Below are 13,869 nucleotides of genomic sequence, written 5' to 3'. Positions count from 1 at the left end.
GTTTTAACCCCCAAAAAGGCGGCTGATATCATTCAGCACAGCAAACAGCATCAGCGACGCCAGCAGGATGAATCCGATCTTCTGTCCAAACAGTTGCGCACGCTCGCTCAGCGGGCGGCCTTTGACCAGCTCCGCGACATAATACATTAAGTGCCCGCCATCCAGCACAGGTATTGGCAACAGATTCAACACACCGATGCTGACACTGATCAGCGCGAGAAATTCCAGGTAGGGACTCCAGCCTTCGCGGGCAGTCTGCCCGGCAATGCTGGCAATGGTCAGCGGGCCGGACAGATTATCCAGCGACGCCTGGCCAATCACCATGCGACCCAGAAACTTCAGGCTCATCCAGGCGGTGTCGGTCATCTTGCGCCAGGCTTCCACCCCCGCTTCGGCAACGCCGGGCTTGTGCGTAAATGCCAGTTGTTTCATCCAGGCGGCATCCAGCAGCGGCGCTGCACCGATACGACCTATCATCACGTCGCCATCCGCCACGGTAGCCGGACGCAGCTTGATATCCTGCTGCTTGCCATCACGCTGTATGCGGATCAGCAGCTCCTTGCCCGGGCTCTCATGCACCAGGCGCACCCAGGCATCCCAGCTGGCCAGCGGCTTGCCATCCACGGCAATCAGCTTGTCCCCTGCTTTCAGCCCGGCTCGCGCCGCCACACCACCCTCTTCCACACCGCCGATGGCAGGCAGATAGCGCATGGGCATGAAGCCGGGATTACCTTGCTCCAGCGCCTTGAGCGTGTCTTCATCCGCCTGGGCCGGGTCGATACTGCGCAGCACCGTGGCCGACTGGGCAGTCTTCACCTGCAGGCGCAGCGGCACATCGCCACTGCCTACCGCATCCACCAGCGCCAGGCGCAGGCCTTGCCAGTCATCCACCTTCTGCCCATTCACCGACAACACGCGGTCGCCAGGCTGGAAGCCTGCAGTGGCGGCCAGACTGGGGGTGATGACCGTGCCGATTTGCGGCAGCAGTTGTGTGACACCACCAGCAATCACCAACCAGTAAAACAGCACGGCCAGCACCAGATTGGCCAGCGGGCCAGCCGCCACAATGGCCATGCGCTTGTAAACCGACTGGGTATTGAATGCCAGATGGCGCTCTTCCGGCGCAACATCCATTTCGCGCTCATCCAGCATGCGCACATAGCCACCCAGCGGAATGGGGCTGATGGCCCACTCGGTATCGCCACGGCGGAAGGTATACAAAGGCGCACCAAAACCTACCGAAAAGCGCAACACTTTCACCCCGCACAAGCGTGCTACCCAGTAATGACCCAGTTCGTGAAAGGTGACCAGCACACCGATGGCCACCAGGAATGCCAGGAATGTCAGCATGAACCCACCTTGTTCATGGCAAAGCGACGCGCTTCACCATCCTTGTCCAGCAAGGCAGCCAGCGAGGTGCTGGGTGACAGGCTGACACCAGCCAGCGTGGCATCCACCACGGCGGCAATATCGACAAAGCGCAAGCGCCCTTCCAGGAAGGCCGCCACCGCCACTTCATTGGCTGCATTGAGTACTGCTGGGGCGTCGCCGCCGCTGCGCAGCGAGTCAAACGCCAGCCCAAGACAGGGGAAACGAGCCAGATCGGGCTGTTCGAAACTCAGATTTCCCATGCTGAAGAAATCCAGCGAGCTGACGCCAGCCTCGATGCGTTCCGGCCATGCCAGTGCGCAGGCAATCGGGGTACGCATGTCGGGAGAACCCAGCTGCGCCATCACCGAACCATCACGGTACTGCACCATGGAATGAATCACGCTCTGCGGATGCACCACCACGTCGATACGCTCCGGCGGAGCCGAAAACAGCCAGTGTGCTTCGATGACTTCCAGCCCCTTGTTCATCAGGCTGGCCGAATCCACGGAAATCTTGCGCCCCATCACCCAGTTGGGGTGACGACAGGCATCTTCCACCGTGACGTGCAGCAAGTCTTCGGCACTGTGCTGACGGAAGGGCCCACCCGAGGCAGTGAGAATGATCTTGCGAATGCCGGAAGCATCCAGATTGCCGGCGTAATCATGCGGCAAGGACTGGAAAATGGCACTGTGTTCGCTATCCACCGGCAACAAGGTGGCACCATGCTCGCGCACTGCCTCCATGAACAGGCGACCGGCCACCACCAGCGATTCCTTGTTGGCCAGCAATATTTTCTTGCCTGCGCGTGCCGCCGCCATGGCCGAAGGCAAGCCCGCCGCCCCGACGATGGCTGCCATCACCACATCCACTTCAGGCAAGCTGGCCACACGCTCCAGCGCTGCTGCGCCATGCAACACTTCGGTAGCCAGGCCTTGCTCTTGCAAGCGGCCTTGCAAATCATTGGCAGATACAGCATCCGCCACGACAACATAAAGGGGAGAAAAACGGCAGGCCTGTTCAAACAGACGGTCGACCTGATGATGACCACTGAGCGCCACCACGCGGTAGCGCTCGGGATGACGGGCAACCACATCCAGCGTATTGACGCCGATGCTGCCGGTTGCCCCAAGAACTGCAATGCCTTGAGGTTTCATGAGATGTGCTTACAGCCCGCCCAGCACGCGCAGCGCATTGCTGACTGCCAGAACGGCAATGAGACTATCGATTCGGTCATAAACGCCGCCATGGCCAGGCAGCAGCTTGCTGCTGTCCTTGATGCCTGACGCACGTTTGAACCAGGATTCCAGCAAGTCGCCACAAACGCTGACCGCAGTGAGCGGCAAGGCCAGCAATACCAGCGCCCACACTGGCAGGCCGACGGAAATCCAGCCCAGGCGGCTGACAATGACCACATAAACAGCCACGCCCACCAGCGCGCCGTACACGCCTTCCCAGCTTTTGCCAGGGCTGATGGAAGGTGCCAGCTTGCGCTTGCCGAATGCCTTGCCGGAGAAGTAAGCGGCCACGTCCGCCACCCACACCAGGCCCATCACGGCCAGCAAGGTCAGCGCATGGCTGGCATCAGCCTGCGGCCGCCACTCGAGAAAGCCGTACCAGGCCGGCAGCATCAACACCCAGCCGAGCACGGCGGCCACGCCGGGGGACTTTACCGTCCAGCGACGGGCCAGCCACAAGGGCATCACCAGCAACCAGAACACCAGCGCCAGCAGGTGTGCAGCCTGCGGCATCTGCCAGCCCTGCCACCAGGAAACACCGGCAAAAGCCGTGCTCAAGCCCAGATACCCCCACTTGGCCATGCCGCGCAGGGGCGTCATGCGGGCGTATTCCCACAGGGCCAACAGGATGATCAGCCAGGAAAAAGCGGCCCAGGCATCCGCCGGAAACACGAACAACGCGGCCAGCATCAGCGGCAGCAACACCAGAGCGGTCAGTATGCGGGTCTTGAGCATGAGGGGTCAGTTTCTGCGCTGCTGTTCAGGCAGCTGCTCGCTGGTGCGGCCAAAACGGCGCTCGCGCGAGCGGTAGGAGTCCAGTGCCTGATCCAGTGCTGCACGGTTGAAATCCGGCCACAGCAGATCAGTGAAATACAACTCGGAATAAGCCAGTTGCCACAGCAGGAAATTACTGATGCGCTGCTCCCCGCCAGTGCGGATGAACAGATCCGGCTCCGGAGCCCAGTGGGTGGACAGGCGGGAAGCCAGGTTTTCTTCTGTGATCTCAGTGACACCATCGGCAATCAGGCCATTGACTGCATTGAGCACGTCCCAGCGGCCGCCATAATCGGCAGCGATACTGAGCACCAGCCCGTCATTGCCTGCCGTCTTGTCTTCCGCCGCCTGGATCCGTTCGGCCAGCGCCGGACTGAAGCGCTCGCGCGTGCCCAATACCCGCAGGCGGATATTATTGGCATGCAGCTTGCTGACTTCGTTTTCCAGCGCACGGATGAACAGGTCCATCAGGAAGCTCACCTCATCCGGCGGACGACGCCAGTTTTCAGTGGAGAAGGCAAACAGCGTCAGGTACTCCACCCCCAATTCCTTGCAGGTGGTGACAATTTCACGGACGGTGTCCAGGCCCTTCTTGTGCCCTGCCACCCGCGGCAGGAAACGCTTCTTGGCCCAGCGGCCATTGCCATCCATGATGATGGCGATATGCCGGGGTACGCAGCGCACCTCCGGCACGTCCTTGGTGGAGCTTCCAAACAAGGCTATTTCCTTTATACCGCCATCAGGTCCGCTTCTTTGGCCGCCAGCGCCTTGTCGATCTCGGCGATGTACTTGTCGGTCATTTTCTGGATGTCGTCCTGGCCGCGGCGCTCGTCGTCCTCGGTAATGGCCTTGTCCTTGATCAGGTTCTTGAATTCGTTGTTGGCATCGCGACGGATATTGCGCACAGCCACGCGAGCACCTTCAGCCTCGCTACGCACCACCTTGATCAGGTCACGGCGACGTTCCTCGGTCAGCATCGGCATCGGTACGCGGATGATGTCGCCCATGGAAGCCGGGTTCAGACCCAGATCGGAATCGCGAATGGCTTTCTCGATCTTGGCCACCATGTTCTTTTCCCATGCCTGTACACCGATGGTACGGGCATCAATCAGGCTGACATTGGCTACCTGGTTTACCGGCACGTCGCTACCGTAGTAGTCGACCATGACATGATCAAGAATGCCGGTATGGGCGCGACCCGTACGTACTTTGGTCAGGTCGGTCTTGAACGCCTCCAGAGACTTGGTCATCTTCTGCTCGGCGGATTTCTTGACTTCATTAATCATGCTTGCTCCAAAAATCGGTACTTTGAAAAACAAGGCGGAAAGCGGCTTCCAGCCGTTTCCGCCCCTTGGTATTCATCAAGCTCAGCAGTGTACCAGCGTGCCTTCATCTTCGCCAAGCACTACGCGCTTGAGTGCGCCTTGCTTGAAGATGCTGAACACCTTGATGTTCAGGTGCTGGTCGCGGCACAGCGCGAAAGCGGTAGCATCCATCACCTTCAGGTTACGGCCGATGGCTTCGTCAAAGGTCAGGGTCTGATAGCGTACGGCATCCGGGTTTTTCTTCGGGTCGTCCGTGTACACGCCATCCACCTTGGTGGCCTTGAGCATGATGTCGACATTCATTTCCATGCCGCGCAGCGCTGCGGCGGTATCTGTCGTGAAGAAGGGGTTGCCGGTACCGGCACCAAAAATCACCACCTTACCCTCTTCCAGATACTGCATGGCCTTGCCACGCACATAGGGCTCGGCAATCTGCTGCATGGTGAGGGCAGACTGCACACGCGCCACCACACCCACCTTGCCCATGGCATCCTTCAGCGCCAGCGCATTCATCACGGTGGCCATCATACCCATGTAATCGGCCGTGGCACGGTCCATGCCGCTGGCAGCACTGGAGACGCCGCGGAAGATGTTGCCACCACCAATCACGATGCCAACCTGTACGCCCAGCTCTACCACTTCCTTGATCTGACCGACAATCTGCTCGATGGTCGAGCGGTTGATGCCGTAGTTATCGTCGCCCATCAGGGCCTCACCGGACAGCTTGAGCAGAATGCGTTTATAGGAAGGAGCTTGGCTCATGGTAACCTCGAGTTGGGTGTGTTTGGGGCATTCAGTTTGCAAAACGGCACCCTGCAGGCAGGGTGCCGTTCGATCATACAGTCTTGTCAGACTTACAGCTTGGCAGCAGCAGCCACTTCAGCAGCATAGTCTACAACCTTCTTCTCGATGCCTTCGCCAACAACAAACATGGCGAATGCATTTACGGAAGCAGATTTTTCAGCCAGCAGTTTTTCTACAGTCACGTCCGGGTTCTTGACGAAAGGCTGACCAACCAGGGTCACTTCAGCCAGGAACTTGTTGACGCGGCCTTCAACCATCTTGGCGACGATGTCGGCCGGCTTGCCAGATTCGGCAGCCTGAGCGGTGTAGATCTTGCGTTCCTGTTCCAGGGTTTCGGCCGGAACCTGATCCTTGGAAACACAGATCGGCTTGGAAGCAGCGATGTGCATGGCGATGTCACGACCCAGCGCTTCGTCACCCTTCAGGTCAACGATCACGCCGATCTTGGCACCGTGCAGGTAAGTAGCGATGGTACCGGTGGTTTCGTAACGAACGAAACGACGGATGGTCATGTTTTCGCCCAGCTTGGCGATGGCAGCCTTGCGGATGTCTTCAACGGACTGGCCGTCGATCACAACAGCGGACAGGGCTTCAACATCAGCCGGGTTGGCAGTGGCAGCAGCCTGAGCAGCAGCATTGGCCAGCGCAACGAAAGTCGGGTCCTTGGCAACGAAGTCGGTTTCACAGTTCACTTCAACCAGGGCGCCAACGCCGCCGGCAACGTAAGAACCGATGATACCTTCGGCAGCCAGACGGCCAGCCATCTTGGAAGCCTTGTTGCCGGACTTGATGCGCAGAATTTCTTCAGCCTTGGCAGCGTCGCCTTCAGCTTCAACCAGGGCTTTCTTGCATTCCATCATGCCCAGGCCGGTAGCAGCGCGCAGATCCGAAACCATTTTTGCGGTGATTTCCGCCATTTGTAACTCCTGTATTCGATACGTAAGGGTAATCAGGTCTGAAAAAAGGGGCTTGCGCCCCCTTTCGAGTCTGCTTACTCAGCCTGGGCCGTTTCGGCGGCAGCTACGACTTCTTGCAGCGACTGGGCGCGGCCTTCCAGTACGGCGTCGGCGATGCCGCGAGCGTACAGGCGGATGGCACGGCTGGAGTCGTCATTGCCCGGAATAACGTAGTCGATGCCATCCGGCGAGTTGTTGGTATCAACAACGCCGATTACCGGGATACCCAGTTTCTTGGCTTCAACGATGGTACCTTTCTGGTAGCCAGTGTCGATAACGAAGATGGCATCCGGCAGGCCCTTCATATCCTTGATACCGCCCAGCGAGCGTTCCAGCTTGTCAACTTCGCGTTGCAGGTCCAACAGTTCTTTCTTGTTGTAACCGGTATCAGCGCCTTCCAGGATGGCACGCTTTTCTTCAAGACGCTTGATGGACTGCTTCACGGTCTTGTAGTTGGTCAGCATGCCGCCGAGCCAGCGGTGATCAACAAACGGCATGCCAGCGCGGGCAGCTTCTTCACGGACGATCTCACGCGCCTGACGCTTGGTACCAACAAACATTACGGTGCCCTTGTTGGCAGCCAGACGACGCACATATTCCTGGGCGCCGATGAACAGCGGCAGAGTCTTTTCCAGGTTGATGATGTGAATCTTGTTGCGGCTGCCAAAGATGTACTGAGCCATCTTCGGGTTCCAGAAACGGGTTTGGTGGCCGAAGTGAACGCCGGCCTCAAGCATTTGACGCATGGTAACGTTGGTGGACATGCAAAAACTCCTTAAAGGGTTAAGCCTCCATCCGCGCAGACAACCGCCATTTTGCGTTGGCGGCACCCTTTGGCGCGGATGTGCGTAGTGTTTCCCCTGCCCAATGCAGAGGACGCAGGATTCTAGCACCGCAAAGCCGCCTCACTCAAGCGCCTTGCCTTGATTTGCCTGCTCTTGCGCCAATTCCTGCCGTTTGCGCAGGCGACGGCGTGTCATTCTTGCAATAAACAGGGTGGGCAAAAAGCCCAGGAAGAACAAAATGGAGAATGTTGCCCACAGACTGTTCTGTGCCACTGCCAGCATCAGCACCACGTAGAGCCAGCCAATCAATACCATATACATAATCAAACAACCGTTTGAATTTTTCGGAAAAAGCCTGAACAATAGCGCCATAGTGTAAACCACCCGGCGGCCATCATCATGCAAACCCGATTTACCGAAACCTTCGGCATTCAATTGCCTCTTGTCTGCCCTGGCATGAGCTACATCGCCACCCCCGAACTGGTGGCCGCCACTGCCAACGCAGGCGGCCTGGGCATTCTGGCGACAGGGCCGCTCAATGCCGCACAAACCCGCGCCGCCATCCGCCGCATTCGCGAGTTGACCGACAAACCCTTTGGCATTGGCTGCACCCTGATGATGCCCTGCGCACATGACAATTGCGTGGTAGCACTGGAAGAACAAGTGCCGGTGATCAACTTCTCCCTGGGCAAGGGCGACTGGATTGTAAAGCGTGCACACGCCTACGGCGGCAAGGTGATTGCCACCGTCGTAACGGAAAAACACGCCATCTCGGCAGAGAAATCCGGTGTGGACGGCCTGCTGGTGACCGGCCACGAAGCGGCCGCGCATGGCGGCGAAGTCACTTCGCTTGTTTTGACTCCAGCCATTCGCAAGGTGAGCAAGCTTCCCATCATCGCCGCCGGCGGCTTTGGCAGTGGGGCCGGTCTGCTGGCCGCACTGGCACTGGGTGCCGATGCCGTCGCCATGGGCAGCCGCCTAGCCATGACCCGTGAAAGCCCGGTACACGCCACCAGCAAGGAGATGATTCGTCAGCGCAGTGTCAGCGACACCCTGTATTCGCGAAATTTTGATGGCCTGTGGTGCCGCATGATGGACACCCCGGCCGCGCGCGCCGCCTGTCGCAAGCCGATGAACCTGCTGATGGCCGGCTGGAAGGCCAGCGCCGTTGCCCGCAAGTTGAAGTTGCCGGTACTGAAGGTGGCACTGGGCGGCATGCTGAAAAAACCGCAGGAATTGCGCCAGTTGGCCTTGTTTGGCGCAGCCACCGAATCCATCCGCCTTGCCATTGAAGAAGGCAATCATCAACAAGGGGTGCAGTTGATTGGCCAGGTGCAAGGCCTGATTGACGACATTCCTGGCGTGGCTGAACTCTTTTTGCGCGTGATGCAGGAGGCCGAAGACCAGCTATCGCGACTGAATGCCTTGCACAGCACAACGGCCGCACCGTACAGCAATTCATGACAAAAGATTTTCTGCGCATCTTTCATGAAATATCTGGCTGATTGAATGCATTAACTCAACAAACTACCCGCCATGACGCAACAAGCTACCACTGCACGGCGGCTTGCTGCATTGCCCTGACTCCTTCTATCTCGTATTCTCACTACCCTGCCCACAGGCAGACCGCAGGCCGCCACAGAGCGGCCGCCTTGTTCATTTACCAAGAGAATACGCATGACCACCCCGCACCTGCTTGAGGACACCCCACCCTGCCCTCTCAATGGCCAGGATTACCGCACCCTGGCACTGGCCGCCCTGGGCGGCGCACTGGAGTTTTACGACTTCATCATTTTCGTGTTTTTCGCCCTGGTCATCGGCAAGCTGTTTTTTCCGCCGGACATGCCGGACTGGCTGCGTCAGCTCCAGACCTTCGGCATTTTCGCTGCCGGCTATCTGGCACGCCCGCTGGGCGGCATCATCATGGCCCACTTTGGTGACAAGCTGGGACGCAAGCGCATGTTCACCCTATCCATCATCCTGATGGCGGTACCAACCTTGCTGATGGGCATGCTGCCCACTTATGCCAGCATCGGCATTGTCGCCCCGCTGGCTTTGCTTGCCTTGCGCATCCTGCAAGGGGCCGCCATCGGTGGCGAGGTGCCCGGTGCCTGGGTATTTGTCGCCGAGCACGTCCCTGCCCGTCACACCGGCTACGCTTGCGGCACCCTGACCGCAGGCCTGACTGCAGGCATCTTGCTGGGCTCCTTGCTGGCCACGCTCATCAACAGCAGCTTCAGCCCCGCGCAGATTGCCGACTGGGCATGGCGACTGCCATTCCTGATTGGCGGCGTGTTCGGCCTGGTGGCCATGTATTTGCGCCAATGGCTGGAAGAAACCCCTGTTTTCGCCGAAATGCAGGCCCGCAAGGCATTGGCCGAAGAGTTGCCACTCAAGACCGTCCTGAACCAGCACAAGCCCGCCATCATTGTCTCCATGCTGCTGACCTGGCTGCTGTCCGCTGCCATCGTGGTGGTCATCCTGCTGACACCGACTTATTTGCAAAAGCAGTTCGGCATGGCGGCCACCACCACACTGAAGGCCAACAGCCTGGCCATTATTGCCCTGACCGCAGGCTGCATTCTGGCCGGTCGCATCATCGACCGACTGGGCAGCGGGCCAACCTTCATTCTGGGCTGCCTGCTGCTGGGGCTGAGCAGTCATCATTTCTATACCACTGTCGCGCATGACGCGAGCCAGCTGTATGCGCTATATGCACTGACCGGACTGTGCGTGGGCATTGTCGGTGCGGTGCCTTATGTGATGGTGCGCGCTTTCCCGCCAGCCATCCGTTTCACCGGGCTGTCGTTTTCCTACAATGTGTCGTATGCCATCTTCGGCGGCCTGACCCCCATGGTGGTGACACTGTGGCAACAGCACGACCCGCTGGCACCGGCACGCTATGTGCTCGCCCTGTGCATCATGGGCATGGCATTGGGTGGCTATCTGCTATGGCAGGATCGCAGCCGGCGTTGATCCACCCGTGCGCACCTCGCCAACGGCCCGATACGGGCCGTTTTTCATTTCCTGCCACAACCTGATCACATAGCCAGTTGCATAAAAATTTAAATAGCAAGGAACCATACAGCTACATCAGCAGTCCCTTATTAATCAAACCTTGTAACACGCCACCTGCCAACCCCTTGCCAATCCGCGCCACTCCCGGCCTTGACCTGCACCTGTGCAGCCCACTCCACCAGACCACGGAGACGCCCATGCCAAACTTTCCCTGGCAGAACATTGCCCTTAACCCGCTGGCCGCCTTTGGCATCCTCCTCACCCTGGGGGTGATGGGCGGCCATATTGCCAATCGCATTGCCCGCCTGCCCGCCATGACCGGCTATGTGCTGATCGGCCTGATCATCGGCCCGGCCAGCCTGCACATCCTGAACGAAGACCTGCTGCGTGCCGCCGACCTGTTTGTCAATCTGGCACTGGGTCTGGCGCTATTCGAAAGCGGGCGCCGGGTCGATTTGCGCTGGCTGCGTGCCGAGCGCACCTTGCTGCTCAGCACGCTGACTTACTGCCTGCTGGTATTTGCTGCACTGTATACATTGCTGGTTTTTGCCGGACTGGACTGGCAAACCAGCACCACCATGGCCGCCATCGGCATGGCAAGCTCACCCATCGTCATTCTGGAAATGATGCGCGAGGGGCGCGCCGAAGGTCAGGTCAGCGACCGGCTGGCCACGGCCACCGCCCTGTCCAGCCTGCTGTCGCTACTGGTCTTTGCCATTGCGCTTGGCTCGGCCCACCTGTTCCGGCAACAGCCATCAGCAGACAGTCTGCTCACCCCGGCCTGGCTGATTCTGGGCTCCAGTTTGCTGGGCCTGCTGGCCGGCGTACTGGCCATTGCGCTCAACCACTGGCTGGGACATCAGCGCCAGCACCGCACTGTACTGCTGTTCGGGCTGATCACCCTGCTGGTGGGCCTGGCCGTGATGCTGGGCACACTACCATCGCTGGCCTTGCTGGTATTTGGCCTGGCCACCCGCAATTTGCGCGGCGGCGAAAGCATCAGCGAGCCCGACCTGCTGACTGGCAGTCACTTTTTCTTTGTCGCCTTTTTCGTGGCAGCCGGCGCCTGGCTGCAACCACAAGCGCTGGCAAGCCATTGGCCGCTGGCCATCGCCTACCTGCTGTTGCGTACCGGCATTGCCATGCTGTTCTGGCTTGCACTGGCACCCGCCAATTGCCTCACCCGTCGACGCGGCTTGTGGCTGGGGCTGGCACTCAACCCGCTGTCGGGCGGCAGTGCCATGCTGCTGAGCATGGGTTCGCTGGCATTGGGCGCACAGGCAAACAACGCCGCGGCCTGCCTGATGGCAGTGCTGGTCATCAGCGAACTGGCCGGCCCCTGGCTGTGCCGACTGGCCCTGCAACAGGCAGGCGAACTGAGCAAGGAGCACTGACATGCTGGAATTCAACAACAGCACACCACTGACCCTGGGCGTGGAACTGGAACTGATGATAGTCAACCGCCGCGACTACAACCTGACCCGTGGCTCGGACGACTTGCTGCTGCTGATCGACCGTCAGCCACATGGTTATGACATCAAGCCGGAAATCACCCAGGGCATGATTGAAATCGGCTCCGCCATTCACACCCATTGCAGCGAGATGCTGCAGGAACTGCAAGCCATCCGGCAGCTGCTGACCCGCAACGCGGAGAAACTGAATCTTGGCCTGGCCGGTGGCGGCGCCCACCCTTTTCAGCACTGGAGCGAGCAGCAGATTTACCCCAAGGCACGCTATCAGCTGGTTTCGGAACTGTATGGCTATCTGGCCAAGCAATTCACCGTCTACGGGCAGCACATTCACATCGGCTGCCCGGACGGCGACAGCGCCATCCGCCTGGGACACTACCTGGCGCGCTACATCCCTCATTTCATTGCCCTGTCCGCCGCCTCACCGTTTTATCAGGGCATGGACACCCGGTTTCAAACTTCGCGCCTGACCAGTGTCAATGCCTTCCCCTTGTCCGGCTGCATGCCCTGCGTGGAAAGCTGGGACCAGTTCAATGAATATTTTCAGGACATGGCGAAACTGGGCATTGTCGCCAGCATGAAAGACTTTTACTGGGACATCCGCCCCAAACCGGAATACGGTACGGTGGAAATCCGCATCTGCGACACCCCGCTGGACATCGTCACGCCCACCTTGCTGGCCGCTTACGCCCAGATGCTGGCCCGGCACTGCATGGAGCAGGAATGGCATGACATCAGCCCCGCACACTACCTGACTTACAGCTACAACCGCTTTCAGGCTTGTCGTTTCGGCTTTGACGGTGTGCTGGTCAATAGCGGCAGCGGCCAGCAAACCAGCGTGCAGGAAGACTTGCTGAGTACCCTGAACCAGCTGCAGGCACATGCCGTCGCACTTGGCTGCGAAGCGGAACTGGCCGCACTGCGTGCGCGGGTGCTGAAGCGCCAGTCCGACAGCCAATGGCTGCGCGATGTGTATCAGGACAGCGGTTCGCTTTCCGAGGTGGTACGTCGGCAAAGCAACTACTGGATGCACGATCAACCGGACTGAGCAGGGGAAATCCAGCAGACAATCCACCGTGTCTGCCGCTACACTGGCAGCTTAGCGTCCCGAAACCCCATCATGCCGCTCGAACTGCCCGAACATTTCAATCCCGCTCTGCCAACCCGCTGGTGCATTTTCGATGGCCCGCGCCTGCTATTGCAAAACCAGGCCCTGCCCGGAGATGCAGCCCGGCACTGGCCGCTGGCCAACCGCCTGTTCATCGACCAGCAACAAGGCTGCAATCTGTATGCTGCGGACCTGGTTGGCACTCCACCTGCCGACTGCGAATGGCTGCCCTTACGCGCCGCATTGATGGCCTTGCCGCCGGAACAGACCGACGGCATTGCCCGCGCCGCCCAGCTGCGCCAGTTCCAGCACACCCACCGTTTTTGCGGACATTGCGCCAGCCCTTTGCAACAGCACAGCCACGATCAGGGCAAGCACTGCCCCAGTTGCGGCCAGCTTTACTATCCGCGCCTGTCCCCCGCCATGATGGTGGCGGTTTATCGCGGACAGGAGCTGTTACTGGCACGCAGTCCGCACTTCCTTCCTGGCGTGTACAGCGCACTGGCCGGTTTTGTCGAACCGGGTGAAACACTTGAGCAATGCGTTCACCGCGAAACACAGGAAGAAGTGGGCGTGCGGGTAAAGAACCTGCGCTATGTCTGCTCGCAATCCTGGCCTTTCCCGCACTCGCTGATGCTGGCTTTCACCGCCGAATACGATGGTGGGGAAATCCGTCCGCAAGAAGGCGAAATCGAAGACGCCGGCTGGTATCACATTGATGCCCTGCCCACCATTCCAGCCCAGCTGTCAGTGGCTTACCGGCTGATCCGCCATACGGCAGACTGGCTGCGCCTGCCAGCCGATCAGCGCAGATAAAATAGCAAAGGGAGCCATTGGCTCCCTTTTCAGCTTATTGACAAACTCCTCTCGCGTTCTGAAAAGAAAGCGAGGCTCCCTTTCAGGGAAAGGGCGGGGGGATAGGGAATAGACGGGAAGGCTGCGGAAGAAATAACTTAGCCGAAAGGCCCGGCTTTGCCGGGTCCAGTGCCACCGTACCAAATCACTTCGTCAGCAGCCGGAAAAG

At 59.3% G+C, this 13,869-nt stretch carries 14 protein-coding genes; 5 read left to right on the top strand and 9 right to left on the bottom strand.

Features of this window, described 5'->3' with window-relative positions; translation table 11 throughout:
* Nucleotides 1-3: 3 nt before the first annotated feature.
* From rseP to ACE3SE_RS14360, 9 genes are all read right to left on the bottom strand, one after another.
* A complete protein-coding gene (rseP, locus tag ACE3SE_RS14400) occupies nucleotides 4-1,350 on the bottom strand; it encodes an RIP metalloprotease RseP (RefSeq protein WP_062788910.1) in 1,347 nt (448 codons plus the stop codon).
* On the bottom strand, nucleotides 1,344-2,525 hold the full coding sequence (gene ispC / locus ACE3SE_RS14395; RefSeq protein WP_374556241.1) for a 1-deoxy-D-xylulose-5-phosphate reductoisomerase: 1,182 nt from the start codon (nucleotides 2,523-2,525) through the stop codon (nucleotides 1,344-1,346). Before ispC ends, rseP begins: the two co-directional genes overlap by 7 nt.
* A gap of 9 nt (nucleotides 2,526-2,534) precedes the next feature.
* Nucleotides 2,535-3,341 carry a phosphatidate cytidylyltransferase gene (locus ACE3SE_RS14390; protein WP_045845001.1) on the bottom strand — a complete coding sequence of 269 codons (807 nt, stop codon included), beginning with the start codon at nucleotides 3,339-3,341 and terminating at the stop codon, nucleotides 2,535-2,537.
* A gap of 6 nt (nucleotides 3,342-3,347) precedes the next feature.
* Nucleotides 3,348-4,097 carry an isoprenyl transferase gene (locus ACE3SE_RS14385; protein WP_374556239.1) on the bottom strand — a complete coding sequence of 250 codons (750 nt, stop codon included), beginning with the start codon at nucleotides 4,095-4,097 and terminating at the stop codon, nucleotides 3,348-3,350.
* Nucleotides 4,098-4,108: 11 nt separating this feature from the next.
* Complete coding sequence (gene frr, locus ACE3SE_RS14380) at nucleotides 4,109-4,666, bottom strand: ribosome recycling factor (protein WP_045845049.1); 558 nt, start codon at nucleotides 4,664-4,666, stop codon at nucleotides 4,109-4,111.
* 81 nt (nucleotides 4,667-4,747) lie between these two features.
* Entirely contained in the window at nucleotides 4,748-5,467 is a 720-nt protein-coding gene (gene pyrH / locus ACE3SE_RS14375) for a UMP kinase (protein WP_045844999.1), read from the bottom strand.
* Nucleotides 5,468-5,559: 92 nt separating this feature from the next.
* The gene (gene tsf / locus ACE3SE_RS14370; protein WP_045844998.1) at nucleotides 5,560-6,426 is read right to left on the bottom strand and encodes a translation elongation factor Ts; all 867 of its coding nucleotides are present in this window, start codon (nucleotides 6,424-6,426) and stop codon (nucleotides 5,560-5,562) included.
* A gap of 74 nt (nucleotides 6,427-6,500) precedes the next feature.
* On the bottom strand, nucleotides 6,501-7,229 hold the full coding sequence (gene rpsB, locus ACE3SE_RS14365; RefSeq protein ID WP_045844997.1) for a 30S ribosomal protein S2: 729 nt from the start codon (nucleotides 7,227-7,229) through the stop codon (nucleotides 6,501-6,503).
* Between the two features lie 141 nt (nucleotides 7,230-7,370).
* A complete protein-coding gene (locus tag ACE3SE_RS14360; protein WP_374556284.1) occupies nucleotides 7,371-7,685 on the bottom strand; it encodes a hypothetical protein in 315 nt (104 codons plus the stop codon).
* Between ACE3SE_RS14360 and ACE3SE_RS14355 the strand changes: the two genes are divergently transcribed.
* The 5 genes from ACE3SE_RS14355 to nudC all read left to right on the top strand — a co-directional run bounded on the left by ACE3SE_RS14355 (nucleotide 7,650) and on the right by nudC (nucleotide 13,661).
* Nucleotides 7,650-8,714, top strand: a complete 1,065-nt coding sequence (locus ACE3SE_RS14355; protein WP_374556235.1) for an NAD(P)H-dependent flavin oxidoreductase — start codon at nucleotides 7,650-7,652, stop codon at nucleotides 8,712-8,714. The genes ACE3SE_RS14360 and ACE3SE_RS14355 overlap by 36 nt on opposite strands.
* A 213-nt stretch (nucleotides 8,715-8,927) precedes the next feature.
* The gene (locus tag ACE3SE_RS14350) at nucleotides 8,928-10,226 is read left to right on the top strand and encodes an MFS transporter (protein ID WP_374556233.1); all 1,299 of its coding nucleotides are present in this window, start codon (nucleotides 8,928-8,930) and stop codon (nucleotides 10,224-10,226) included.
* 239 nt (nucleotides 10,227-10,465) lie between these two features.
* Nucleotides 10,466-11,662 (top strand): cation:proton antiporter, encoded by a 1,197-nt coding sequence (locus ACE3SE_RS14345; RefSeq protein WP_374556231.1) that lies wholly within the window; start codon nucleotides 10,466-10,468, stop codon nucleotides 11,660-11,662.
* Between the two features lies 1 nt (nucleotide 11,663).
* The gene (locus ACE3SE_RS14340; protein ID WP_374556229.1) at nucleotides 11,664-12,785 is read left to right on the top strand and encodes a YbdK family carboxylate-amine ligase; all 1,122 of its coding nucleotides are present in this window, start codon (nucleotides 11,664-11,666) and stop codon (nucleotides 12,783-12,785) included.
* A 72-nt stretch (nucleotides 12,786-12,857) separates the two neighbouring features.
* Nucleotides 12,858-13,661: an NAD(+) diphosphatase gene (nudC, locus tag ACE3SE_RS14335; protein WP_374556227.1), complete on the top strand. Its 804-nt coding sequence runs from the start codon at nucleotides 12,858-12,860 to the stop codon at nucleotides 13,659-13,661.
* The last annotated feature ends 208 nt before the right edge of the window (nucleotides 13,662-13,869 follow it).

The sequence above is a fragment of the Aquitalea pelogenes genome (genome assembly GCF_041914625.1).
Classification (GTDB): domain Bacteria; phylum Pseudomonadota; class Gammaproteobacteria; order Burkholderiales; family Chromobacteriaceae; genus Aquitalea; species Aquitalea pelogenes.
Note: the sequence above shows the minus strand (reverse complement) of the source record. Positions and strands in the feature narration are given on the sequence as shown.

Bases quoted from the DNA above. Each gene is read 5' to 3' on its own strand.
- nudC (WP_374556227.1), top strand. From the start codon at position 12,858: ATGCCGCTCGAACTGCCCGAACATTTCAATCCCGCTCTGCCAACCCGC.
- rpsB (WP_045844997.1), bottom strand. From the start codon at position 7,229: ATGTCCACCAACGTTACCATGCGTCAAATGCTTGAGGCCGGCGTTCAC.
- ACE3SE_RS14350 (WP_374556233.1), top strand. From the start codon at position 8,928: ATGACCACCCCGCACCTGCTTGAGGACACCCCACCCTGCCCTCTCAAT.
- ACE3SE_RS14355 (WP_374556235.1), top strand. From the start codon at position 7,650: ATGCAAACCCGATTTACCGAAACCTTCGGCATTCAATTGCCTCTTGTC.
- frr (WP_045845049.1), bottom strand. From the start codon at position 4,666: ATGATTAATGAAGTCAAGAAATCCGCCGAGCAGAAGATGACCAAGTCT.
- ACE3SE_RS14340 (WP_374556229.1), top strand. From the start codon at position 11,664: ATGCTGGAATTCAACAACAGCACACCACTGACCCTGGGCGTGGAACTG.
- rseP (WP_062788910.1), bottom strand. From the start codon at position 1,350: ATGCTGACATTCCTGGCATTCCTGGTGGCCATCGGTGTGCTGGTCACC.
- ACE3SE_RS14345 (WP_374556231.1), top strand. From the start codon at position 10,466: ATGCCAAACTTTCCCTGGCAGAACATTGCCCTTAACCCGCTGGCCGCC.
- ispC (WP_374556241.1), bottom strand. From the start codon at position 2,525: ATGAAACCTCAAGGCATTGCAGTTCTTGGGGCAACCGGCAGCATCGGC.
- ACE3SE_RS14390 (WP_045845001.1), bottom strand. From the start codon at position 3,341: ATGCTCAAGACCCGCATACTGACCGCTCTGGTGTTGCTGCCGCTGATG.
- pyrH (WP_045844999.1), bottom strand. From the start codon at position 5,467: ATGAGCCAAGCTCCTTCCTATAAACGCATTCTGCTCAAGCTGTCCGGT.
- tsf (WP_045844998.1), bottom strand. From the start codon at position 6,426: ATGGCGGAAATCACCGCAAAAATGGTTTCGGATCTGCGCGCTGCTACC.